Here is a 21,362-nt window from a genome sequence, read left to right as displayed (position 1 = left end):
CGCGTTATTCCGAAGTGCTGCTCAGCGAACTGGGCCAGGGCACCGCGGACTGGGGCCCGAACTTTGACGGTACGATCGACGAGACGCTGGTGTTGCCGGCGCGTTTGCCGAACATCCTGCTCAACGGCACCACCGGCATCGCCGTGGGCATGGCCACCGACGTGCCGCCGCACAACTTGCGCGAAGTCGCTACGGCGTGCGTGCGTTTGCTGGATGAACCGAAAGCCACGGTAGAGCAGCTCTGCGAACACATCCAGGGCCCGGATTACCCGACCGAAGCGGAAATCATCACGCCCCGCGCCGATCTGCTGAAAATGTACGAAACCGGCAAGGGCTCGGTGCGCATGCGCGCCGTTTATCACGTCGAGGACGGCGACATCATCGTCACCGCGCTGCCGCATCAGGTCTCCGGCGCCAAGGTGCTGGAGCAGATCGCTGCGCTGATGCAGGCCAAACCTTCGAAAGCGCCACAGATCGCCGACTTGCGCGATGAGTCCGACCACGAAAACCCGTGCCGTATCGTGATCATTCCGGTCAACAGCCGCGTCGATCACGAAGCACTGATGCAGCACCTGTTCGCCAGTACCGAGCTGGAGTCGACCTACCGGGTCAACGTCAACATCATCGGTCTGGACGGCAAGCCGCAGCTGAAAAACCTGCGTGCACTGCTGGTCGAATGGCTGGAATTCCGCGTGCTGACCGTGCGGCGCCGTCTGCAATTCCGCCTCGACAAGGTCGAGCGTCGTCTGCACCTGTTGGACGGTTTGCTGATCGCTTACCTCAATCTGGATGAAGTGATCCACATCATCCGTACCGAGGAGCACCCGAAAGCCAAACTGATCGAGCGTTTCGCCCTCAGCGAGATTCAGGCCGACTACATTCTCGACACCCGCTTGCGTCAGTTGGCGCGCCTGGAAGAGATGAAGTTGCGCGACGAGCAGGACGAACTGCTCAAGGAGCAAGCCAAGCTGCAAGCCCTGCTGGGCAGCGAAGCCAAGCTGAAGAAACTGGTGCGCACCGAGCTGCTCAAAGACGCCGAAACCTATGGCGACGACCGCCGTTCGCCAATCGTCGAGCGCGCCGAAGCCAAGGCGTTGAGCGAGCACGATCTGCTGCCGAACGAAAAAGTTACCGTCGTGCTGTCCGAAAAGGGCTGGGTGCGTTCGGCCAAGGGTCATGACATCGACGCCACCGGTCTGTCGTACAAGGCGGGCGACGGCTTCAAGACCTCGGCGGCGGGGCGTTCCAATCAATTTGCCGTGTTCATCGACTCCACCGGCCGCAGCTATTCGGTCGCTGCGCATACCTTGCCATCGGCTCGTGGCCAGGGCGAACCGTTGACCGGCCGTCTGACGCCACCACCGGGCGCTTCGTTCGAATGCGTGCTGATGCCGGAGGACGATGCGTTGTACGTCATTGCTTCCGATGCCGGTTACGGCTTCGTCGTCAAAGGCGAGGACCTGCAAGCCAAGAACAAGGCAGGCAAGGCTCTGCTGAGTCTGCCGAACAATGCGAAAGTCATCGCGCCGCGCCCGGTGGCTGACCGTGAGCAGAACTGGCTGGCCTCGGTCACGACCGAAGGTCGCCTGCTGATCTTCAAAATCAGCGATCTGCCACAATTAGGTAAGGGCAAAGGCAACAAGATCATCGGTATTTCCGGCGAGCGTGTGGCCAGTCGCGAAGAATACGTCACAGACATTGCAGTCCTGCCGGAAGGCGCCACCCTGGTGTTGCAGGCCGGCAAACGGACCCTGTCGCTGAAGGCCGACGATCTCGAACACTACAAAGGTGAGCGTGGACGTCGTGGTAACAAGTTGCCAAGGGGCTTCCAGCGGGTCGATGCGCTGCTCGTCGAAGACCTCAATTAGACGAGAACGCCACCCTAGAGCGTCCGATCTACGATTTAACGTGTAGATCGACGCTTTGGCGCTGGAGTCGGAACGCATATTCACGGATGATATGGCCTTTCAAGCGCCGGCGTGGCCGAGCGTTCTTCATATTTATTGAGTATTTTCACTGTGGTCAGCCTTGTGGCGGCCACCTGGACGGGATGATGACTGCTCTACGCCCCCTTATTTTGTTGCTCGCCGGCGTTCTTGGCCTGGCGGGTTGCAGCGTTCACCAGCCGGTGTCGCTGTACCAACTGGACAGCGGAAGTCCGGTTCAGCCTGCGCAAAGCGCGGGCATGGCGGTTTTGCTGGGGCCGGTAATCGTGGCCGATTACCTGCAACGCGAGACCTTGCTGCAACGACAACCGGACGGCAGCCTGCAAGCGGCGACCGACGGTCGCTGGGCCGGCAGCCTTTCGTCGGATATCGATCAACTGCTGATGCGTCAGGTGGCCGGTCATCTGGACAGCCAGCGTGTGGTGCTGGCGCCTGCTACGGCCGGGTTCTCGCCGGACGTGCAGGTGCTGCTGACCATCACGCGTCTGGATTCCGGGGCCAAACAACCGGCGATTCTCGATGCGCAATGGCGTTTGATCGATCGCCGGGGCAAGGTGCGCGATAACCGCATCATTCATCTACAGGAGCAGCACGCCGGCAGCACCGCTTCGCAGGTGCAGGCGCAAGGGATCCTGCTGCAGCGCTTGGCCGAGCAACTCTCGGTGGCGCTCAAGCCTCTGGCCAATCAGCCGCCCGTGGCTGAGGCACCGCGCAAGGCAGCGCCGAAACCGGCAGCGCCGGCGGCTGATGCCGAGAAGCAACCGAAGATTCCGATGGCTTCACCGATTCGTACGGATATGGAAGTGTTTCGCTTCTAATGCTGAACGAGTCAGAACAGAGCCCGCCTTGTGCGGGCTTTGTTGTGTCTGTGGCACAGAACATTCGTCAGCGCTGACCCCTTCGCGAGCAGGCCCGCTCCCACAGATAGGCAGAAGATCGCAGCCTTCGGCAGCTCCTGAGGTATCAGAGCGGCACACATATTTTTGACGCCGATTCCATGCAGGAGCTGCCGCAGGCTGCGGTCTTACTGCAGGCAACAAAAAGCCCGCAGACAATCCCTTGTCTGCGGGCTCTTGTGCATCCGGCCTAAGCCTTACGCCCGCCGTTCATGCATCCGCGCCAGTTGCCGTTCGAGCATTGACGGATAAGGCTCCATCAACCGCTCCACGCAGCAAGCGCCCTCTGGACTGGCAATCGGCCGGATCCGTGCACGCTGGCGGATCAGCGCATCATCGCTGATCTTGCGCTCAACCAGCAGCAGATTGCGGCTGTGCTGCGACAAGGCCAGTGCATCCTGGGCCGAATCGGTCAGCAGCAGATCAATCTGGCTCAAACCGAACAACTCATCGCCCAACGTCAGGCCAAGTTGCAATTGCAGGGTGATGCCGCTGTCCGCCACCTCGATTTGCAACTGATGACCCAGCGCCCGCAGAAGCTCGCCGCAACAAATCGCATTGGTCAGGTAATCGTCGCCGCAGTCTTCGGTGTGGAACAGCAGCAGCGTGCTGCCATCGTTGAGGGTTTCTATTTCGCCCTGATACAACGAAGCAGCCTGCTCGAGGCAGTCGCGATAGCGTTCCTGCAATTCTTCCAGGCGTGCCCGGGGCAAGCGGCGCAGCTGTTCCTGCGAACCGAGCTGCACAGCCAGCACGGCGGTGTGCTGCGGCACGTTGGGGGTCGGCTTGCGCGTGAGCGGTTGTGCGGCGCCGCTGAGTGATTCGTCGCGCAGGTCGGCAAAGGCGTCGTCGTCATCATCGTCTTCGACCGTGCTGACCAGATGACGCGGTGCCGGTTTCTGCGCGGCCATCGGACGGGTTTCGTCGAAGCTTGGATCGCGCAGATTGCGCACTTCGAATTCCGGCTCGTCTTCTTCGAATTCAGGTTCCACTTCCGGCTCAGGCGCAGATTCCGGGGCATAGCTGGCGTGCAGCTGGCGCGCCAGATCGCCGATTTCATCCTGACGATCGATGCCCGGCGTGTGCTCGTCGATGCGGCGCAGCCACACGCGCAATTGCAGCAGCGGCGTGGACAGGTAGCGACCCATGCGCAGGCTCAGAGCCAGCGACAGCGCCAGCAGAATCGCACTCAAAATGCCCATGCTTTGCAGGCTGATGGTCATTGGCTGCTGGAACTGATCCATGTCCAGGCTGATGCGCAGTTGCCCGGCGGTCACGTCCTGGAAGGTGATCTTGCTCTCGTACATGCCTTCGGCTTCGCCCAACAGGCTGTGCTTGGGCCGCTGACCGGACTCGGCGAGGATGCGGTTGTCCACACTGTAGATCGCCGCGTGGGCGACCAGTTTGTTCTTGGTCAGATTGTTGAGCAGCACGTTGAGGCTGAGGATGTCGTTGGACACCAGCAGCTCGGTGGCGGAGGTCGCGGTCTGCGTGGTCAGGCTTTCGCCCAGCGCATCGGCCTGCTCGTGCATGGCCTGCTTGAACTGCAGACCCATCACCCCGGCATAGATCACCAGGGCCAGAGCGACCAGGATCACGTTGTGGCTGGCAATGCGCAATGCAATCGGTACACGGCGATGGCGCAGTGCACGGAAGATCAGCAGGAAGAAGTTATCGGTTTTGACTGGCGTGGGCCGGTTCACTTGAGCTCGGCTCTTTGTCCGTGAAGTTGACGCGCAGTATAGCGACAGGCCCAAGGCGGGCAAAGCGCTCGCGGTGCCCGATGGTCACTGAAAGTGGGTAGAATGCGGTTTTTTTCCAGTTGCGGGGGTGCGCGTTGCGCGAAATCGTCCTGATTAACATCACGGGAGTCGACCGTCCGGGTCTGACGGCGGCCATCACCGGTGTTCTGGCACAAGGTGGTGTGAATATTCTCGACATCGGTCAGGCGGTGATCCACGACACCCTGTCGTTCGGCATCCTGGTTGAAATTCCCGACTCGGAGCAAGGCAAGTCGGTGCTCAAGGACATCCTGTTCAAGGGCTACGAACTGGAGCAGCAAGTGCGCTTCACCCCGGTGTCGGAAGAGGATTACCAGCAGTGGGTGGGCAATCAGGGCAAGAAGCGCCATATCGTTACCCTGCTGACGCGCAAAGTGACCGCCGGCCAATTGCAGGCTGTCAGCGCAATCACCGCCAGATATGGTCTGAACATCGACCATATCGACCGTTTGTCAGGGCGTATGCCGCTGGACACGCCGGCCGACAAGGGCAAGGGCTGCATCGAGTTTTCCGTGCGTGGCGAAGCGGCCGATCCGCAGGCCCTGCGCGCCGAATTCCTTAGCGTCGCTCAGGAACTGAACGTCGATATCGCCTTCCAGGAAGACTCGCTGTTCCGCCGCAACCGGCGTCTGGCCGTATTCGATATGGACTCGACGCTGATCGAAGCCGAAGTGATTGACGAGCTGGCCAAGGCTGCCGGCGTCGGCGATCGGGTTTCGCAAATCACCGAGCGCGCCATGGCCGGTGAACTGGATTTCCGTGCCAGCTTCAAGGAGCGTCTGGCACTGCTCAAGGGTCTGGACGTCAGCGTGCTCGACTCGATCGGCGCCTCGCTGCGCTTGACCGAGGGCGCCGAAACCCTGTTCGCCGAACTCAAGCGCCTCGGCTACAAAACCGCGATTCTCTCCGGCGGCTTCACCTATTTCGCCAAGCAATTGCAGGCCAGACTGGGTATCGACTACGTATTCGCCAACGAACTGGAAGTGGTCGACGGCAAATGCACCGGTGTGGCGATCGAGCCGATTGTCGATGCACAGCGCAAGGCCGACCTGCTCAAAGATCTGGCGCACAAGGAAGGCCTGCGTCTGGAGCAGACGATTGCTGTCGGCGACGGTGCCAACGATTTACCGATGCTGGCGATTGCCGGGTTGGGCGTGGCGTTTCGCGCCAAGCCGTTGGTCAAGCAGTCGGCGAAACAGGCGATCTCCACCCTTGGACTGGATGGTGTGTTGTATCTGCTGGGTTTGCGCGATCGCGACGGGCAGTTGTAACTGACAAAGCCAAAAGATCGCAGCCTTCGGCAGCTCCTACGGGGAAATGCATTCCAAATGTAGGAGCTGCCGAAGGCTGCGATCTTTTGCTTTAAAGCGATTTCCACAACGAATCGAAATCCTCCTCGTCCGCGCCATTCTGCGTGGGGTCCAGCGAGCGATAAGCGAACTGATTGAAACTGTGCGTGCTCGCTACCCGGCGATCCAGTCCGGCGCGGTGTTCTTCTCCCTGGGTGTTGATCAGCACCTTGCTGCCTTCCTGAAATGGCAGACGCGGCGCAAGCACGGTGGCCGGCAAATCGATTGCACTGATCTCCGGCAGCAATAATCCGCGCAAATACTGGTGGTGATCGTCCTGTGGGCGCACCAGTTGCAGGCCGCACGGCTGAGCGTATGGCGCGACCAGTTCAATACCCATCTGCGTGCCGCTGCCGCGCACCTGACGAATCCAGCGGATCACCGCAATACTCCAGCCCTTGTTTTCGCTGTCCTGAATCCCGAGCATTTCCCCGGCCTGTAGTTCGGACGGCACCTCGCTCGGCCAGGCCAGGCAATAACCGCCGGGGCTGTGATTGATCACGGGCAACGCATAGGTCGGATAATTTGGCGCGTTGCCGGGGCCTTCGTCTTCGCTCAACTGGTCGTACTGGATTTCCTCGTACGGCAACAGCTCATCGTTGCTTTGCGGTGCCGCGTCGAACGCCTGGCTCCAGCTGTCCTTTTCACCCTTGGCCACGACGCTAGTGAAATTCGCCGCACGGACGACCGGGTGTTTGAGCAATTCGCTGAAGGTGCGCTCGCCGCCTAGATAAAAGTGCAGCGCGCTCATGCCGACGCACACGGTCAACGTGCCCTGGCCGGCGATGCGCTGAAAGCTGCGCTCGGCAGCCTGTCCCCATGTGGCATGCAGGTGTTGCAGGGTATCGATGCTGAGGCCGGCAGAGACGGGCAGTGGCGTGGATGTCGGTTGCTGCAGCAACAACGCTTCGAGGCTCTGCACCAGGGCTTGCGGGTCGAAGCCCAGCAGTGCGCCTTGTTGCTCGCTGCGAAACATTTTCCGGTAGCGTGGGCCGACATCAAGGTCCGGGCTGATCGCGAACAAACCGTCATCGGTGCGTTCGGATTGCAGCTTGAGCAGGGCGCTCCACGGCTCGATCACCTCGGCCAGGCGAGCAATCTGGCTCTGGCGCAACTGATTGCAGCGGGCGCTGGCCAGGAGCAGTGCGGCGATATAGGTCTGCTCCACGCTCAGGTCGCTGGTCAGACAGGCCAGGTCATCGCGGATCCGGCGCTGTTGCAACTGCAATTGCGCGGCGCAGCGATACAGTTGATGCAATTCGAACCACACATGCTCTGGCGCTGAGCTATACAACTGCGTGGCGCGCAACAGTTGTGCCTTGAGCGCATGAGCAGCGCGTTGCAGTGCGATGCTGACCAGCGCCGCACGATCCTTGCTGTACTTCGGCGCGATGCGCATGACGATCTGTTTGTAGCCGATAGCCAACTGGCCCTGAAGCGCCTGGCAAAGGTTGCTGACTTTGCGTGAGCGTTCGTCGAGCATGATCGCCTGATGCAGAAAATGCCGTTCCAGGTGCTGGCAGACGAAATACACCTCGGGGCGCAGCAACTCCAGCAGCTGCAGGCGGTTGTCGCTGGGCGTGAGGAGCAGATTGAGTTCGCCAAGGCCTTGATAGAGCAGGCGGGCGGTTTCGCCGATATTGGCCTTGGGCAGGCCGGCAATCCAGCGCTTGAGGTCGCGCGGGCTGGCATCGCAAAACGACAGGCGCGTTTGCGTGGGTGTCGGAGCACGTAGCTTGGGAGAGGAGAGGGTCTGGCTCATGCCCCAAACCATAGCAGCAAAAAGCGCAACATGCCGCTACGGCGAGCCCTGTAGGAGCAGCCGAAGGCTGCGATCTTTTGATTTTGTTTTTAAAAATCAAGATCAAAAGATCGTCCGAACGCGGCTCGAGCCTTCGGCAGCTCCTGCAAGGCGACCGTCAGTTGGAATTCAGGCTTTTGGCAGTGCCAGACCCTGGCCCATCTGCACCGGCGAGCCGGCCACCAGCTCTTCAGCCCACTTCACCTGATCCGGGCCGAACAGTACGATCGCCGTCGAACCCAGCTTGAAGCGTCCCAGTTCTGCACCTTTTTCCAGATGAATCGGTGCGCGGGCGGCTTCGTCGTAGCGGAAGGTTTTCAGCTCGCGCTTGGGCGGCGTGACCAGACCGGCCCACACGGTTTCGATCGAAGCGACGATCATCGCGCCGACCAGTACCACAGCCATCGGCCCGCGCTCGGTGTCGAAGATGCACGCCACACGCTCGTTGCGGGCGAACAGTTCCGGCACGTTTTCAGCAGTGGTCTGGTTGACCGAGAAGATCCGGCCCGGAATGTAGACCATTTCGCGCAGGGTGCCGGCCAGCGGCATGTGCACGCGGTGGTAGTCCTTTGGCGACAGGTAAATGGTGGCGAAGTCGCCGCCCATGAACGGCGCGGCGTTGGCCGCATCCCCGCCGAGCAGTTCCAGCACGCTGAAGCTGTGGCCCTTGGCCTGGAACACACGACCGTGTTCGATCGGGCCGAGCTGGCTGACCGCACCGTCGGCCGGGCTGAGGATCGCGCCCGGGGTTTCGTCCAGCGGACGCGCGCCGTCTTTCAAGGCGCGGGTGAAGAAAGCATTGAAGTGCTCGTAAGCGGTCAGGTCTTCGACCAGCGCTTGCGACATGTCCACCTGATAACGCTTGGCGAACCATTGGGTGAAGGCATTCTTGAACCAGCGCACGCGGCACTCGGCAACACAGCCGGCCAGGCGCGACAGCAGGTGATGCGGCAGCAGGTACTGACTGAGGATAAACAGACGCTCTTTCATTAGTTGTCCTTGGAAGCTTGAATCTCGACAGGCGTGTCGGGGTGGTTGCCCCATTCGCCCCAGGAACCGGCGTAGCCCTTGACCCGCGGATACCCGAGGGATTTGGCCACCAGATAAGTGAAGCCCGACCGGTGATGGGTCTGGCAGTGGGTGATGATTTCCTTGTCCTTGGTGATCCCCAGATTTTCGAGGATCTGCGGCATGTCCGTGCGGATGCGCAGCTGACGTGTCTGGTCCATGCCGGCGGTCCATTCGAAATTGACCGCGCCGGGGATGTGTCCGCCCTTGGCGGCGAGGACTTTCTCGCCTGAGTACTCAAGCGGCCCGCGCGCATCCCAGATCGCCAGATCGGCAGCGCCGAGACGGCTTTGCAGGTATTCGCGGGTGGCGGTCGGCTCGTCGTGCAGGGTCAGCGCGACCGGGCCAGCCACAGTAGGCGGAACCTGGATCGACATGGGCATGCCGGCCGCCAGCCACGCCGGCAGACCCCCGTCTATATAGTGGTACTTGTCGTGGCCGATGACGTCGAGTAACCAGATGAAGCGCCCGGCCCAGCCGCCGCCCTCATCGTCATACACCACGTAGACCGCGTCATGGCGATGGCCCAGCTCGCCAAACAACGCTGCCAGATCGGCTTTGGCCGGCAGCAGTCCCGGCGCCGGCGGCTGGCCGAGCTGAGTGCGTTTCGGATCGACAAAGCGTGCGCCGGGCAGGTGACCTTCGGCATACCGGGCAGGGCTGGTCAGGTCCACCAGAATCAGTTCAGGGGACTCGAGTCGCGGCAGCAGGTCGCTCGGCTCGATGACGAGCGGCAAGCCAGAGAAGTCAGACATGTGAGGTCTCCAGAGCACAAAGGGGGGGATTGTAGCGCAGGCTCATTGGCCACGGCTGCTAAAGCTGTGCAGGGCTTTTTCAATGCACTGCGCGGTTTTGCCGAAGGCTTGCACGGTGATGTCGGCGAACGGCCCGCCGCCTTGATCGGCGACGACGATCATGATCACCCGGCCGTTGTTGACCAGTGAGCGCAGGAACAGATGTTCGCCGCGAAACAGCGCGCGCAGGCCCGCCGGCAGCAGGGCGGAGAACTGGGCGTTGTTCTCTGGCGTGATCCGCACCTGCGCCTGCTGCGCGAGCAGGCGTTGCAGGACTTTGCTCTGGCTGACGACAAAACTCAGCGCCGCCGCGTCTTTCGGCAGCCCGGCAGTTTGATGCACGCGCAGGGTCGAGTGCGTGCGATCGGACATCAGCAGCATCACCCGCCGCATGCCGCTGGCCAGCAGCGCATCGCGGGCGGCGACCGTCAGGCTCATCGCGTTGGTGAAACGGCTGGGTTCGGCGAGCAGTTCGGCGCATTGCCGCCGCCACCGGCTCAGATCCTCGGCATTGGGGGTCGGCGCCGGGAGCATGCCGGCCGGCAATCGATGGCTGCCCCACGGCCAGATCAGCGCAACCGCCGGGTGCCACAGATCAGGCATTGCGTGCTGACGCGCACTGTTCGCCGCTTGCTGGTGCAACTGTTGCTGCACGTCGTCCACCGGCATCTGCAGATACAGGCTGGTCAGGTACTGCCAGCGTTTGTTGTGCGGACTGTCCCAAGCCTGCTGCGCTGACAATGCCAGTCCATTGGCCAGCAGCACGGTGTTGGCCGGTTGGTTGAGCCAGCGGCGCAGTGTCGGGTCATCGTCGAGGCGATTCTGCTGACGCAAAGGGTGCTCGCTGTCACGGGCGATGCGCAGCACTTTGACCAGTTCGCGTTGCTCGCTGAGCAGTGACTTGTAGCCTTGCTCAACCCAGATCGGCAGATGCCAGGCCTGTACCAGCGCTTCGGCAATCTTCAGCAGGCGCACGCCGAACAGTTGCTGTTCGACGATACGCGCCGACTCGCCCTTGTGGATCACACGCAGTTCCCATTCTTCGAGCAATTGCGGATACGTCAGCGCCAACGGCCACAGCGGCGACAGAAACAGCAGACTGCCCCAATGAATGTCCTGCCACAGCCGCGCCAGGCGACTGGCAAAAAAACCGTTGGCCTGTTGCGTCGCGTGCTGGCTGATCAACTGCAATTGGCGCAAGGCCTTGGGGATTTGCATCTGTGGTTCGGCGGGCAAGCGCGCCAGCAGTTCTTCGGTGCGGGCCAGGCCCAGGCGATTGATCGCCACCTCGAGATTTTCCGCCGGCGCGGCCATGGTGCCGTGGGTGTGACGATTCGCCTCACGGATGATGCTCAAGGCCAGTGCCGGGCTGTCCTGCATCAGATCGGCGATATCGCGAAGCGAGCTGCGATTGTCGCGGATCGCTCGGCAGACTTTGTCGTGAGCCTCTTGCGGTACGGGCAGGCGAACGCTGTCGAGCAGCTTGACCCAGCCATCGAGCGTGGTCGGTTTAGCGTGTGGGACGTTCGTTTCATTAGCCATGTCTGGACGAGATCTTCACTGACTGTAGACGCGCCCGGCATGGGCTAAATTGGCTTTTCGCCTGAACTGGCTATAGTCTGGCGCAGTTTTGCCGATAAGTAGAAGAAGAGATTTTTTAACTTCCGAATATGACCTTGAACCCGACTTAAACAAGTACCTTCTACCTATGGCTAAAATTATCGGCATCATCGTCGTATTCGCGAGCGTGCTCGGCGGATACGTGCTCTCCCACGGCAAGATTGCCGCTCTGATCCAGCCCTTCGAGGTGTTGATCATCGGCGGTGCGGCCCTCGGCGCCTTCCTCCAGGCCAACCCCGGTTACATGACGATGCACGTGCTCAAGAAGTCCCTGAGCATGTTCGGTTCGCGTTTCACCCATACGTTCTATCTGGAAGTGCTCGGCCTGATCTACGAGATCCTCAACAAGAGTCGCCGCGAAGGCATGATGGCCATCGAGGGCGACATTGAAGACGCGGCCGCCAGCCCGATCTTCGCCAAGTACCCGGCGGTACTCAAGGATGAACGCATGACCGCGTTCATTTGCGACTACCTGCGCATCATGTCGTCGGGCAACATGGCGCCGCACGAACTCGAAGGCCTGTTCGACATGGAACTGTACAGCCTCAAAGAAGACCTTGAGCATCCATCGCACGCGGTCAATGGTATTGCTGACGGCATGCCCGGTTTCGGTATCGTCGCGGCGGTATTGGGTATCGTTGTGACCATGGCGTCCCTGGGTGACGGCGACCAGAAATCCATCGGCCTGCACGTCGGTGCGGCACTGGTCGGTACCTTCTTCGGTATTCTCGCGGCGTACGGCTTCTTTGGACCGCTGGCCCACTCCCTGGCCCACGATGCCAAGGAAGAACTGAACGTCTACGAAGCCATCAAGGCCTCGCTGGTGGCTTCGGCCTCCGGCATGCCGCCGTCGCTGGCGGTCGAGTTCGGGCGCAAGGTTCTGTACCCGGCGCACCGTCCGAGCTTCGCCGAGCTGGAACAAGCGGTTCGCGGTCGTTAAGTCATGGAAAATAATCAGCCGATCATAGTCAAGCGCGTCAAGCGCATTGCCGGCGGGCACCACGGCGGGGCATGGAAAATCGCCTTCGCCGACTTCGCCACGGCGATGATGGCGTTCTTTCTGGTGCTGTGGCTGCTGTCCACCGCCACACCGGAACAGAAGATCGCCATCGCCGGTTATTTCAAGGATCCGGTCGGCTTCTCCGAAAGCGGCACGCCGTACATCATCGATTTGGGCGGCACGCCGACCCTGGCGCCGGAAAATACCCTCAACCCGGAAGTGAAGTCGCAGCCGCAACCGGACAAGGTCACCGTCGATACCGATCAGGTCGAAGGCATGGCCGAGCAGGTCGAGAAAGAGCGTCTGGAGCTGTTGCTGCAAGAGCTGCAGAACAAGGTCGACGAGAACCCGCAACTGCAGAAATTCAAGGATCAGATCCTCTTCGAGATCACGCCGAACGGCTTGCGCATCCAGATCATGGACGCCGAGAACCGGCCGATGTTCGACTCCGGTTCTGCGCGCCTGAAGCCCTACTTCGAAGACATCCTGCTGGCCATGGCCGACACCATCAAAGCGGTGCCGAACAAGATCAGCATCAGCGGCCACACCGACGCCAAGCCGTACACGGGCACTGGCGATTACGGCAACTGGGAACTGTCGGCCAACCGCGCCAACGCCGCACGCCGGGCATTGGTTGCCGGCAGTTATCCGGACGCGCAGGTGGCGCGGGTGGTCGGTTATGCCTCGTCGGCATTGTTCGACCGGGAAAACCCGTTCAACCCGGTCAACCGCCGAATCGACATTGTCGTGCTGACCAAAAAAGCCCAGGCCGCTATCGAAGGCGCGCAGGGTGCGGACGCAGCCAAACCGGTGGATCAAGGGCAGAACGGTGCTGCTCCGGCGGCCCCGGTTGACCCGAACGCGCTGCCGGCGGACAAGCAGCCAGTGCCGGCGCACGAGCTGCGCGAGCGGCTTAATCTGTTCGACGATCCCGCGCCGAAGCCAGCTGAACCCGGTGGGGCGGTGCCAGCGCCGAAACCGTGATCAAAAAAACCGACAGTGATGTCGGTTTTTTTAGGGCTGGGCGGGCGGCGTTCCGATGAGAGGCTTTTCGAAAATGGCGAAATTCTAAAACCCGCGACGAATCCGATTCTTCAACTGCTCATGAAACAGCTCGGCATCACGCTTGTAAGCCCCCTTCACCGACTCATTGATCGAATCCAGCGCCATCGACCGCTGGTTGGACATCTCATTGCGATACGCGTCGATAAAAAAATCCAGATCACTGGCCGTACTCAGCTTCGGCCATTTATCCAGATACAACGGCAACTCTGCCGGTCCGGTCCTGAACGAGCAGATCCGCCGGTTGCTGATGGTCGCCTCGCCGATTTCAAACGGCACCCACCACGACAACGCAGTCTTCTCCGACACCACCGCCAGCAAATGCGTGCACTCGGTGATGTTGCGCGTGATCACCCCGGTGATGTCGTCGGTGGTCTGCGACTCAGGGTCCAGCACGTCGAGGTACGTCCTGATCTTTGCCTGGGTCAAACGGGTGTTGATGGCGATCGCCTGGGTGCGATCCACATGGCGGTAGCTGATAAAGACCGGCATCAGAAATGTCCTTTAAGGGCGAGCTCGCGGTAATAGGCACCAAGTGCCGTCAGGCGGCAGCCGGTGGAGTGGAGGGCGGCGTAGTACATGTGTTCGGCGTCGACCGGCTCGATCAGGCTGTGGCGGTTGCACTTCTGCAATTGGGCGAACACCTCGCCGTGCTCGGGCACGAACGCCTGCTCGGTGGGCTCGTAGCTGGGGTCGAGCGGAAATATCGATTCGGCTTCGGCGAACCAGTCCGGCAGTTTTCGCAGGATTTGCTTGGGGATCAGCGGCGAGACTTCGCGCAGCGAAATGAACTGCGAAACATTGGTCTTGAATACCGGGCGCTGTTCCCAGGCACTCAGAGCGTTATCGACAAACGAGTAGAGGCTACCGGGGGTGATGTCGCCGAGGATGTTCGCCGCGCCGCCGTGCAGTGCTTGCAGAAGCAGGCCGGTGAACACGCCATGTTGCGCACCCTCCAGCGCCGGCTGTGCTTTTTTGCAGGCCGTCAGAATGGTCATGCCTTCGCCGACCACGCTGCTCTCGCTGCGCAAGGCACGCACTTCGCCGGCCGATCCGCTCTGGCAGCAGTCGAGAATGATCACTTTGTTTTTGATCCGCGTGGCCTTGGCCGCCCAGTTGAGGATGTCGCTGATGCGGATGCCGTCCTTGGTATTGCGGTAGTCCTGGGGCAGCAGCATGCCTTCATCGTTGTCGGTGTCGAAGCCGCCATGCCCGGCGAAGTACAGCAGCGCGACATTGCAGTCGCCAGAGAACAGCTCGCGAATCTGGTCTTCGAGTTTCCCTCTGCCCAGGGTGTCCTCGGCGGACGTCAGCACAACATTCTTGAAGTTGGGGTCGCCATTGGCGTTGGTTTTCAACACCGAGGCCATGGCCATGGCGTCGTTGCAACACCCGCTCAAGGGCGAAATATGCGCGTAGTGGTTAATACCGATAAACAGTCCTTTGCGCATGGCTATACCGCCGCGTGCATGCGGATTGCGCTGATGATGCTGTTGGTCAGATAACAGTTTTGCATGGGGTTCCTCAGAGATCGCGTAAGCGAAGGAGGAAACGAATGTAGGCCGCTGGTGCGGCCCTACAAGGTCTGCGCAGCAAAACAGAAGTGTCCTGCAAGCAGGCGCGCAAACGCCTTACAGAAAAGACTGATGTTTAAGCGAGGGGTAAATACGTCAGATGCGCTCCGACAGCCGGCAGCCCCTGGGGAAGGGCTGCCGACGCGCCTGTTTAGTAGCCGTTTTCGGGCAGGCTGGCGATGATCGAGCGGTAGCTGTTCATCCGTTGTTGCTGGATGCGGCCGTCCTCGAGTGCCTTGAGCAGGGCGCAGCCCGGTTCGCGATCGTGCTTGCAATCGCGGAAACGGCAGGTGCCGAGCAGATCGTCGAACTCGATGAAGCCGGCTTCGACGTCGGTGCGGCTGACGTGGCCCAGGCCAAATTCGCGAATACCCGGGGAGTCGATCAACTCACCGCCGCCGGGGAAGTGGAACAAGCGCGCGGTGGTGGTGGTGTGCGTACCCTGACCGGACAGCTCGGACAACGGCCCGACACGGGTTTCGACTTCCGGCAGCAGGCTATTGACCAGCGACGACTTGCCGACGCCGGACTGACCGACGAACACGCTGATGCGTCCGTCGAGCTGCTTCTGCAACTGCTCCATACCGTCACCGTGGTGCGCCGACACTTCCAGCACCGGATAACCCAATGTGCGATAGACCGCCAGCAAGGCGTTGAGCGCCGGGGCGTTCTGCTCGTCGATCAGATCGAATTTGTTCAACAGCAGCAACGGACGGATGCCGGCATGTTCGGCGGCGACCAGATAGCGGTCGATCAGGTTGGCGTGGGGCTCGGGCAGTGGGGCGAAGACAATCACGATCATGTCGACGTTCGCGGCAACCGGCTTGAGCTGGCCGCGGCTGTCCGGGCGGCACAGTTCGGTGCTGCGTGGCAGTTGCGCGACGATCACGCCAATGCCCTGGTTACCGGCGCGCCAGACCACTTTGTCGCCAGTCACCAGTGCCGGCAGGTTGGCGCGCAAGTGGCAGCGGAACACTTGGCCGGCGAGTTCGCCATCGACAGCCTCGACTTCGACCTGGACACCGAAGTGGGCGATGACCAGACCGTGTTGTTCAGGGCCGAGGTCGCCGCCTTCGAGGGCTTCGACCGCCGAGGACTCGCGTTTGGCGGCGCGTGCGGCGCGCTCGCCCTGAATCTTTTCGATGCGCCAGTTTTGACGACGATTGAGTTGGCGTTTGGCCATGGGTGTTCCGTCTGAAGAATGCAGCGATTAGGTAAAACGGCCGCGAGTTTAGCACGCCCGGCCACCGGCCTAGGCTAAACTGCGCAGCATTGCCTAGGAGCCCGAATATGCAAAACCCGCAGAACCTGATCTGGATCGACCTGGAAATGACCGGTCTGGACCCGGACAACGACGTGATCATCGAAATGGCCACCATCGTCACCGACAGTGACCTCAATACATTGGCCGAAGGCCCGGTGATCGCCATCCACCACAGCGACGAAGTTCTCGCGCGCATGGATGAGTGGAACACCCGCACCCACGGCAACTCCGGCCTGACCCAGCGCGTGCGCGACAGCCGCATCAGCATGGCCGAAGCCGAAGCCCGGACCATCGCCTTCCTGGAACAATGGGTACCGAAGGGCAAGTCGCCGATCTGCGGCAACAGCATCTGCCAGGACCGTCGCTTCCTTTATACCCACATGAAGGCGCTGGAAAGTTACTTCCACTACCGCAACCTCGACGTCTCCACGCTCAAGGAACTCGCCGCGCGCTGGGCACCGGAGGTGCGCGACAGCTTCAAGAAGGGCGGCACCCATCTGGCGCTGGACGACATCCGCGAATCGATCGCCGAGCTGCAGCATTACCGCGAGCATTTCATCAAGTTCTGATGTGATCCCGGCGTTATGCGGCGCCCTCTTTTGGTGCCGCAGCGAAATGGCTAGACTGCGCGCCTTCCTGCCTGGACTGCCACCATGTTGCTGATGCTCTATCTGATCGCCATTACCGCTGAAGCCATGACCGGCGCGCTGTCTGCCGGACGGCGCGGTATGGACTGGTTCGGTGTGGTGCTGATCGCCTGCATTACGGCTTTGGGCGGCGGTTCGGTGCGCGATGTGCTGTTGGGGCATTACCCGCTGACATGGGTAAAACATCCTGAATACCTGGTGCTGACTTCGGTCGCGGCAATGTTCACGGTGTTCACTGCGCGCTGGATGCGTCACCTGCGCTCGCTGTTTCTGGTGCTCGATGCCGTCGGCCTGGTGGCATTTACCCTGATTGGCTGCATGACCGCCCTTGAAATGGGCCACGGCATGTTGGTCGCGTCAGTCAGCGGCGTCATCACCGGCGTGTTTGGCGGCATCCTGCGCGATATCTTCTGCAACGACATTCCGCTGATCTTTCGGCGCGAACTTTATGCGAGTGTCTCCTTTGCCGCAGCATGGTGTTACATGCTGTGTCTTTATCTGAATGTGCCCGGTGAACAAGCCATTCTGATCACTTTGTTCGGCGGGTTTTTGTTACGTCTGCTGGCGATCCGTTTTCATTGGGAAATGCCAAAGTTTGTTTATAACGACGAGCATTAATGCTTGTTGCGGGAAAAAATAGTTGGTTGCCGGATAAACGCCTATAAGCCGCTAGAGGCGCAAGTGCATGTTCTTACATTTTTCGCTTTGCGGTTCCTTTAAAAGGTCTGTAATTTTTTTGTTGGCATCTTTTCGATGTCAATATTCAAGTGACTTTTTTAAAGGAATGCATCATGAGCGAAAGCATGGACGCTACACACGAACAACCAACCATTGCGCCGATTCTCGCAGGCCTTGGCCTGATGAGTGTCAAGTTTGATGCCAACGATGTTACTCGCAGCAAGTCGCTGTTCGGTAATGGTCGAATGCAGGTGAAAGTGCAGGTTCTGGTTTCCGGGGTAGATGCCGACGGCAATGCTATGCACGTACCGGCGCAGGTCATGGACAGCATTGAACTGGTGCATTACAACACTGGCAAGACGTTGCGCGACGGCTGGGTTGCGAGCACTGAGCAAGGAAGGTTTACCGTTGAGGCGCAAACTCCGCTTACCGTCAGAGAAGATGCCGAAGATGATGTGGAAAGTGACAGCGTCCATCCTCAGGTTCGCACGTTCTGGGTGTCCTCTTCGGGCGCTGGTACGACCCAGATCGGTGCGCGCCTGTCTCTGAATGGGGTGAGGATTGTCAGTAACGGGACCACGCTTTCCAGTGTTCATGACAGCAGCGTAACGCTCGAAGCAAGAACGCCCGAGACCTATTCGATTGGACTGTTTGACTGGTTTCAGACGCGCCGCGGCAATGAAGAACCCGGCAATCGTATCTGGAACTATTATTTAGGCCTGTTTCCGCAGGGGCAGCAGATCAGACTGGTCGACTGGATTGTAGATGGAGTACAACCAGGCGATGATCACGTCTTCGCGGGCGGTAACAAACTTAATGAAATAAAAACGAATTATATGGAGGCTACGCTTGTTCGTCGCGAACGATCCGAGTTCACCGCGTACTTGCCGTTTGCCGGAAATCAAAATCTGTACAATTTTACTTCTGATGCCATTACAAGACAGGAGAAGCGGTATAGCGTAACTGTCAATGATCGCGATGGTTACCTGACCGTCGTTCAAGTCCTGTCCGAATATTCGAAAGATGCGGGGAAATACAAAGTCGGCAGCGTGCTTCACTTCCGTGCCATTGATCAGTACGGTACAGAGCATAAGCTGGCGATTCGCGTGAATTTTTACGAGCGTAATTTGTATCTGGAACGAGGGTGAACGGAGCTCCATCGATGCAATATCGGTGGGTGTAGTAACTATGTATATGTTCGGTATTGCGCCTGCCGATAAGCTGTGAGGTTCAATTATCGGAATTCGCACCAGAAGTGCGTTTTCCGATACCCGCCGTTGGTCCTTCAACTACGTGGCCAACATAAAAACCCTCAAGGACGAGCATTCATGACTGGCAAACCGCCAAAGGTCAAACCTTTACCATCCCCAACCAAAACCCTCGATTTCAGCATAGATGGCCCTGATCGGCCGTCGTTCTTGTTTTCAACATTGCCGCATCTGACCGTTGCGCACGGCCAGGCACCCGATGCCCCGAGCTTTGGGCATGATTGGGTGTCAGTGATGCCAGCGGTCGGTATAAGCGCAAGCCCGATATCTACCACGGCCGCCGGATTCGCAGCGCTTTTCACCAATTCATCGCTGGCGGATTACCGGATACCCACTCCAAAAGGTCTTGGCGAACCTGATGCGCAGGGCGTCTGGAATTTCAAACAGCGTCAATATGTCACCGTCGCTGATGATCATATCGTGCAAGTGGTCCGGGACGCCGAAAGTGGCCTGTTTCGAGCCACACAGGCTGGTGAACTGCATCCTTCCGGTCCGCTGTTGGAGCCAGGCACGCAGGACGGATTGTGGTTTCCGCTCGATAGTGGCGATCCGCGCAATCGTCCTCCAGGCCAGTATTCGAAACATAGCCACACGACAGAACTGATCCGTCGCACGGGGTATTCAGTGGACGATTTCTCCCCGGTCGCCCTTGAACGAATTCTTGCCGTGAGTGGCGTGGACACACTGCTGGCGCAGCAATCCTCTATTCATCCTGAATCGCTGGCCTTGCTGCAGGACACGCTAAGGCGCTTTACGCTCGATCAGAACATCCGCCTGTTCATCACAAAAATGCAACATTCAGATCCGTCGGTGCGTGCGCAGGCCGATCCACAACTGCAGGCTTTGCTGCCGTTACACGAGGGTGATCCGATCGAGCGTGGTGTCCAGCAACACCGCGCTTTCCTTTTTCAGGAGAGTGAGCGTGCGTTCGAACTCGACTGCGATGAAAACACGTTGCGGATGCGGCGGATTTTTCCTCAACTGCCCAAGACGACCGCGCAAGCGCTGTGGCGGCAGGCAAGTGCAAGCGACCATCTGCATTTACGCCTCCAGCCAGGGATGCCGAGGCACATGGCAGAAAAGACGCTGTTGGCGCTGCGCAACGTTCGTCTTGCCCGAGCCTGTGAAGGCATTTTTCTGGATTCGGTATCCAGCCTCGACAGCGACCTGCTGACGTTGCAAATGCTCGGGCAGCTTGAACATTGGCCGCGAGACGTGCGCATCGAAATTCGTCAGGGCATGTCGCAAGGCAAAACCCTCAGCGCTATCGGTGATGCGTTGTCGCAAGTGCGTTACACATTGACACGTCAGCAGCAAGGCTATGTGATCCAGGGCAGCGACATACCGTTACCCGAACGATCGATGGATCTGTATGCCGCAGTCTGGCGTCTTTTGCAGCCCGGGCAACGCCGACTGCTCGTAGTGGCGCACGGCGATGGCGCGACGTTACAGCAGTTGATTCGAGCACAGCCCTTGCCATCGCGAAAGGCTGTGAGCGAATTGCTGGGTCTGACGCCGCTGCCATCGGTTGCCGAGGTCGGCAGATTGCAAGACCGGCACGCGGGGTATTTGCGTGGCGGATCTGACGAGGAGGCCAAATCGACGAAACCATTCGAAGAGCGCATTCGTAATCTTTATCCGGAAATTCCGGATGAAGAAGTGAAAACGTTTATAAACCAGCGCCTACAGCACGACCTCGGCATGGTTTTGAATCGTCTGGAGAAAGAATTCGCAACGCTGCGCCAAGAGTTGGAGGTATGGCGCGTGCAAGTGCCTTCCCATCCAACGGAAGGGGCCGAATGGAACGCTCAAGATCTGGCGGATCAACTGCAGTGGCGTCAGCAATTCAGTGACAAGCTGCAAGTCGTTTGGCAGCAAAAGTTGATTTCGTCTGACGATGAAAGAGATGAAAGCTTCTCTTCTTTCATTGATTTTAACGCTGAGTTGCCGCGCATGAGCGTGACGTTCGAGCATGTGACAGAGCTGGTGCTGGATGCACGTAATCCGAACGTGATATTAGGCAGCTTTCTCGACAGCTTCCCCAACGTGCGTTATCTGCTTCTTGAGAAAGTGCGAATGGACGGCTTCGCTACGGGCATTTTCCAGATGCGCGACTTGCGGCATCTGATTTTGAAAGACTGCTCACTTCGAATGTCTGAAACCGAGGCGGAAGGACTGTCGAGAATCGAGACCCTGACCCTGCTGAGGCTTGATGGAAATCCGTTGGGTGTGGTTCCTCATGTAGGATTCATGCGGCAGATGAAAGAGTTGTACCTGGGCAACACGGGTCTGTCTCAGATGCCTTCCGGTGTGGAGCAACTGAGTAATCTGAAACTGCTTGATTTGCGCGGTAACAATATTGTCGATATTAGCGAAGATTTTTTTGAAATACCGGACACCCAGGAAGTGTATGTCAATTTGATTGATAATCCCTTGAGCCCGGCTGCGGTATTACATATAAATGAGTATCTTCGAAACGCGAGCCTGGATCGCGAGATCGTTATCAGAACCCACGAGCCGGTTTTTGACGATATTTTCGAACTTTCGGATTTTTCCGATAGTGGCTTGGGGTCTGAAAGCAGTGACGATGATGCCTGAGCCGCTTATGATCTGA

General features: G+C 59.4%; 17 protein-coding genes. 9 read left to right on the top strand and 8 right to left on the bottom strand.

The features are described 5' to 3' along the window. Positions 1 to 1,868 (top strand): DNA topoisomerase IV subunit A (gene parC, locus VNV36_RS03505; protein WP_325716275.1); only part of this gene is annotated, 1,868 nt, incomplete at its 5' end. A gap of 185 nt (positions 1,869 to 2,053) precedes the next feature. Further along, entirely contained in the window at positions 2,054 to 2,764 is a 711-nt protein-coding gene (locus VNV36_RS03500; protein ID WP_325716273.1) for a PqiC family protein, read from the top strand. A gap of 275 nt (positions 2,765 to 3,039) precedes the next feature. Here VNV36_RS03500 and VNV36_RS03495 read toward each other — a convergent pair whose 3' ends face one another. Then, positions 3,040 to 4,545: an AhpA/YtjB family protein gene (locus VNV36_RS03495; protein WP_325716271.1), complete on the bottom strand. Its 1,506-nt coding sequence runs from the start codon at positions 4,543 to 4,545 to the stop codon at positions 3,040 to 3,042. Between the two features lie 134 nt (positions 4,546 to 4,679). Here VNV36_RS03495 and serB point away from each other — a divergent pair, with 134 nt between their 5' ends. After that, the gene (serB, locus tag VNV36_RS03490) at positions 4,680 to 5,894 is read left to right on the top strand and encodes a phosphoserine phosphatase SerB (protein ID WP_325716269.1); all 1,215 of its coding nucleotides are present in this window, start codon (positions 4,680 to 4,682) and stop codon (positions 5,892 to 5,894) included. Between the two features lie 91 nt (positions 5,895 to 5,985). Here serB and VNV36_RS03485 read toward each other — a convergent pair whose 3' ends face one another. The 4 genes from VNV36_RS03485 to VNV36_RS03470 all read right to left on the bottom strand — a co-directional run bounded on the left by VNV36_RS03485 (position 5,986) and on the right by VNV36_RS03470 (position 11,177). Then, complete coding sequence (locus VNV36_RS03485) at positions 5,986 to 7,734, bottom strand: cyclic-di-GMP receptor FimW-related protein (protein WP_325716267.1); 1,749 nt, start codon at positions 7,732 to 7,734, stop codon at positions 5,986 to 5,988. Between the two features lie 168 nt (positions 7,735 to 7,902). After that, the gene (gene asd / locus VNV36_RS03480; RefSeq protein ID WP_008079215.1) at positions 7,903 to 8,763 is read right to left on the bottom strand and encodes an archaetidylserine decarboxylase; all 861 of its coding nucleotides are present in this window, start codon (positions 8,761 to 8,763) and stop codon (positions 7,903 to 7,905) included. Continuing rightward, entirely contained in the window at positions 8,763 to 9,596 is an 834-nt protein-coding gene (gene rhdA / locus VNV36_RS03475) for a thiosulfate sulfurtransferase (protein WP_325716264.1), read from the bottom strand. Before rhdA ends, asd begins: the two co-directional genes overlap by 1 nt. A gap of 42 nt (positions 9,597 to 9,638) precedes the next feature. Then, positions 9,639 to 11,177, bottom strand: a complete 1,539-nt coding sequence (locus tag VNV36_RS03470) for an HDOD domain-containing protein (protein WP_325716262.1) — start codon at positions 11,175 to 11,177, stop codon at positions 9,639 to 9,641. Between the two features lie 166 nt (positions 11,178 to 11,343). On the opposite strand from VNV36_RS03470, the gene motA reads away from it, so the two are divergent. Both motA and motB read left to right on the top strand, forming a co-directional pair. Continuing rightward, positions 11,344 to 12,195, top strand: coding sequence for a flagellar motor stator protein MotA (gene motA, locus VNV36_RS03465; RefSeq protein WP_325716260.1), 852 nt, complete (start codon positions 11,344 to 11,346; stop codon positions 12,193 to 12,195). 3 nt (positions 12,196 to 12,198) lie between these two features. After that, positions 12,199 to 13,239: a flagellar motor protein MotB gene (gene motB, locus VNV36_RS03460; protein WP_325716258.1), complete on the top strand. Its 1,041-nt coding sequence runs from the start codon at positions 12,199 to 12,201 to the stop codon at positions 13,237 to 13,239. Positions 13,240 to 13,323: 84 nt separating this feature from the next. Here motB and VNV36_RS03455 read toward each other — a convergent pair whose 3' ends face one another. The 3 genes from VNV36_RS03455 to rsgA all read right to left on the bottom strand — a co-directional run bounded on the left by VNV36_RS03455 (position 13,324) and on the right by rsgA (position 16,074). Further along, positions 13,324 to 13,809 carry a toll/interleukin-1 receptor domain-containing protein gene (locus VNV36_RS03455; RefSeq protein ID WP_325716256.1) on the bottom strand — a complete coding sequence of 162 codons (486 nt, stop codon included), beginning with the start codon at positions 13,807 to 13,809 and terminating at the stop codon, positions 13,324 to 13,326. Continuing rightward, a complete protein-coding gene (locus VNV36_RS03450) occupies positions 13,809 to 14,768 on the bottom strand; it encodes a caspase family protein (protein ID WP_325716255.1) in 960 nt (319 codons plus the stop codon). The genes VNV36_RS03455 and VNV36_RS03450 overlap by 1 nt, the downstream gene beginning before the upstream one ends. Before the next feature lie 274 nt (positions 14,769 to 15,042). Next, entirely contained in the window at positions 15,043 to 16,074 is a 1,032-nt protein-coding gene (gene rsgA, locus VNV36_RS03445; RefSeq protein ID WP_325716254.1) for a small ribosomal subunit biogenesis GTPase RsgA, read from the bottom strand. A 107-nt stretch (positions 16,075 to 16,181) separates the two neighbouring features. On the opposite strand from rsgA, the gene orn reads away from it, so the two are divergent. From orn to VNV36_RS03425, 4 genes are all read left to right on the top strand, one after another. Beyond that, a complete protein-coding gene (orn, locus tag VNV36_RS03440) occupies positions 16,182 to 16,724 on the top strand; it encodes an oligoribonuclease (RefSeq protein WP_325716252.1) in 543 nt (180 codons plus the stop codon). An 84-nt stretch (positions 16,725 to 16,808) separates the two neighbouring features. Beyond that, positions 16,809 to 17,420: a trimeric intracellular cation channel family protein gene (locus VNV36_RS03435; protein WP_039756834.1), complete on the top strand. Its 612-nt coding sequence runs from the start codon at positions 16,809 to 16,811 to the stop codon at positions 17,418 to 17,420. A gap of 173 nt (positions 17,421 to 17,593) precedes the next feature. Continuing rightward, on the top strand, positions 17,594 to 18,628 hold the full coding sequence (locus VNV36_RS03430) for a hypothetical protein (RefSeq protein WP_325716250.1): 1,035 nt from the start codon (positions 17,594 to 17,596) through the stop codon (positions 18,626 to 18,628). 180 nt (positions 18,629 to 18,808) lie between these two features. Further along, entirely contained in the window at positions 18,809 to 21,346 is a 2,538-nt protein-coding gene (locus VNV36_RS03425) for a hypothetical protein (RefSeq protein WP_325716248.1), read from the top strand. Positions 21,347 to 21,362 lie beyond the last annotated feature (16 nt).

Origin of the sequence: Pseudomonas sp. (genome assembly GCF_035554175.1) — a bacterium.
GTDB lineage: Bacteria > Pseudomonadota > Gammaproteobacteria > Pseudomonadales > Pseudomonadaceae > Aquipseudomonas.
The sequence above is the reverse complement of the archived record's forward strand: the minus strand, read 5'-3'. Positions and strand labels throughout refer to the sequence as shown.

Bases quoted from the DNA above. Each gene is read 5' to 3' on its own strand.
- VNV36_RS03500 (WP_325716273.1), top strand. From the start codon at position 2,054: ATGACTGCTCTACGCCCCCTTATTTTGTTGCTCGCCGGCGTTCTTGGC.
- VNV36_RS03485 (WP_325716267.1), bottom strand. From the start codon at position 7,734: ATGAGCCAGACCCTCTCCTCTCCCAAGCTACGTGCTCCGACACCCACG.
- asd (WP_008079215.1), bottom strand. From the start codon at position 8,763: ATGAAAGAGCGTCTGTTTATCCTCAGTCAGTACCTGCTGCCGCATCAC.
- rhdA (WP_325716264.1), bottom strand. From the start codon at position 9,596: ATGTCTGACTTCTCTGGCTTGCCGCTCGTCATCGAGCCGAGCGACCTG.
- VNV36_RS03470 (WP_325716262.1), bottom strand. From the start codon at position 11,177: ATGGCTAATGAAACGAACGTCCCACACGCTAAACCGACCACGCTCGAT.
- motA (WP_325716260.1), top strand. From the start codon at position 11,344: ATGGCTAAAATTATCGGCATCATCGTCGTATTCGCGAGCGTGCTCGGC.
- motB (WP_325716258.1), top strand. From the start codon at position 12,199: ATGGAAAATAATCAGCCGATCATAGTCAAGCGCGTCAAGCGCATTGCC.
- VNV36_RS03455 (WP_325716256.1), bottom strand. From the start codon at position 13,809: ATGCCGGTCTTTATCAGCTACCGCCATGTGGATCGCACCCAGGCGATC.
- VNV36_RS03450 (WP_325716255.1), bottom strand. From the start codon at position 14,768: ATGCGCAAAGGACTGTTTATCGGTATTAACCACTACGCGCATATTTCG.
- rsgA (WP_325716254.1), bottom strand. From the start codon at position 16,074: ATGGCCAAACGCCAACTCAATCGTCGTCAAAACTGGCGCATCGAAAAG.
- orn (WP_325716252.1), top strand. From the start codon at position 16,182: ATGCAAAACCCGCAGAACCTGATCTGGATCGACCTGGAAATGACCGGT.
- VNV36_RS03435 (WP_039756834.1), top strand. From the start codon at position 16,809: ATGTTGCTGATGCTCTATCTGATCGCCATTACCGCTGAAGCCATGACC.
- VNV36_RS03430 (WP_325716250.1), top strand. From the start codon at position 17,594: ATGAGCGAAAGCATGGACGCTACACACGAACAACCAACCATTGCGCCG.
- VNV36_RS03425 (WP_325716248.1), top strand. From the start codon at position 18,809: ATGACTGGCAAACCGCCAAAGGTCAAACCTTTACCATCCCCAACCAAA.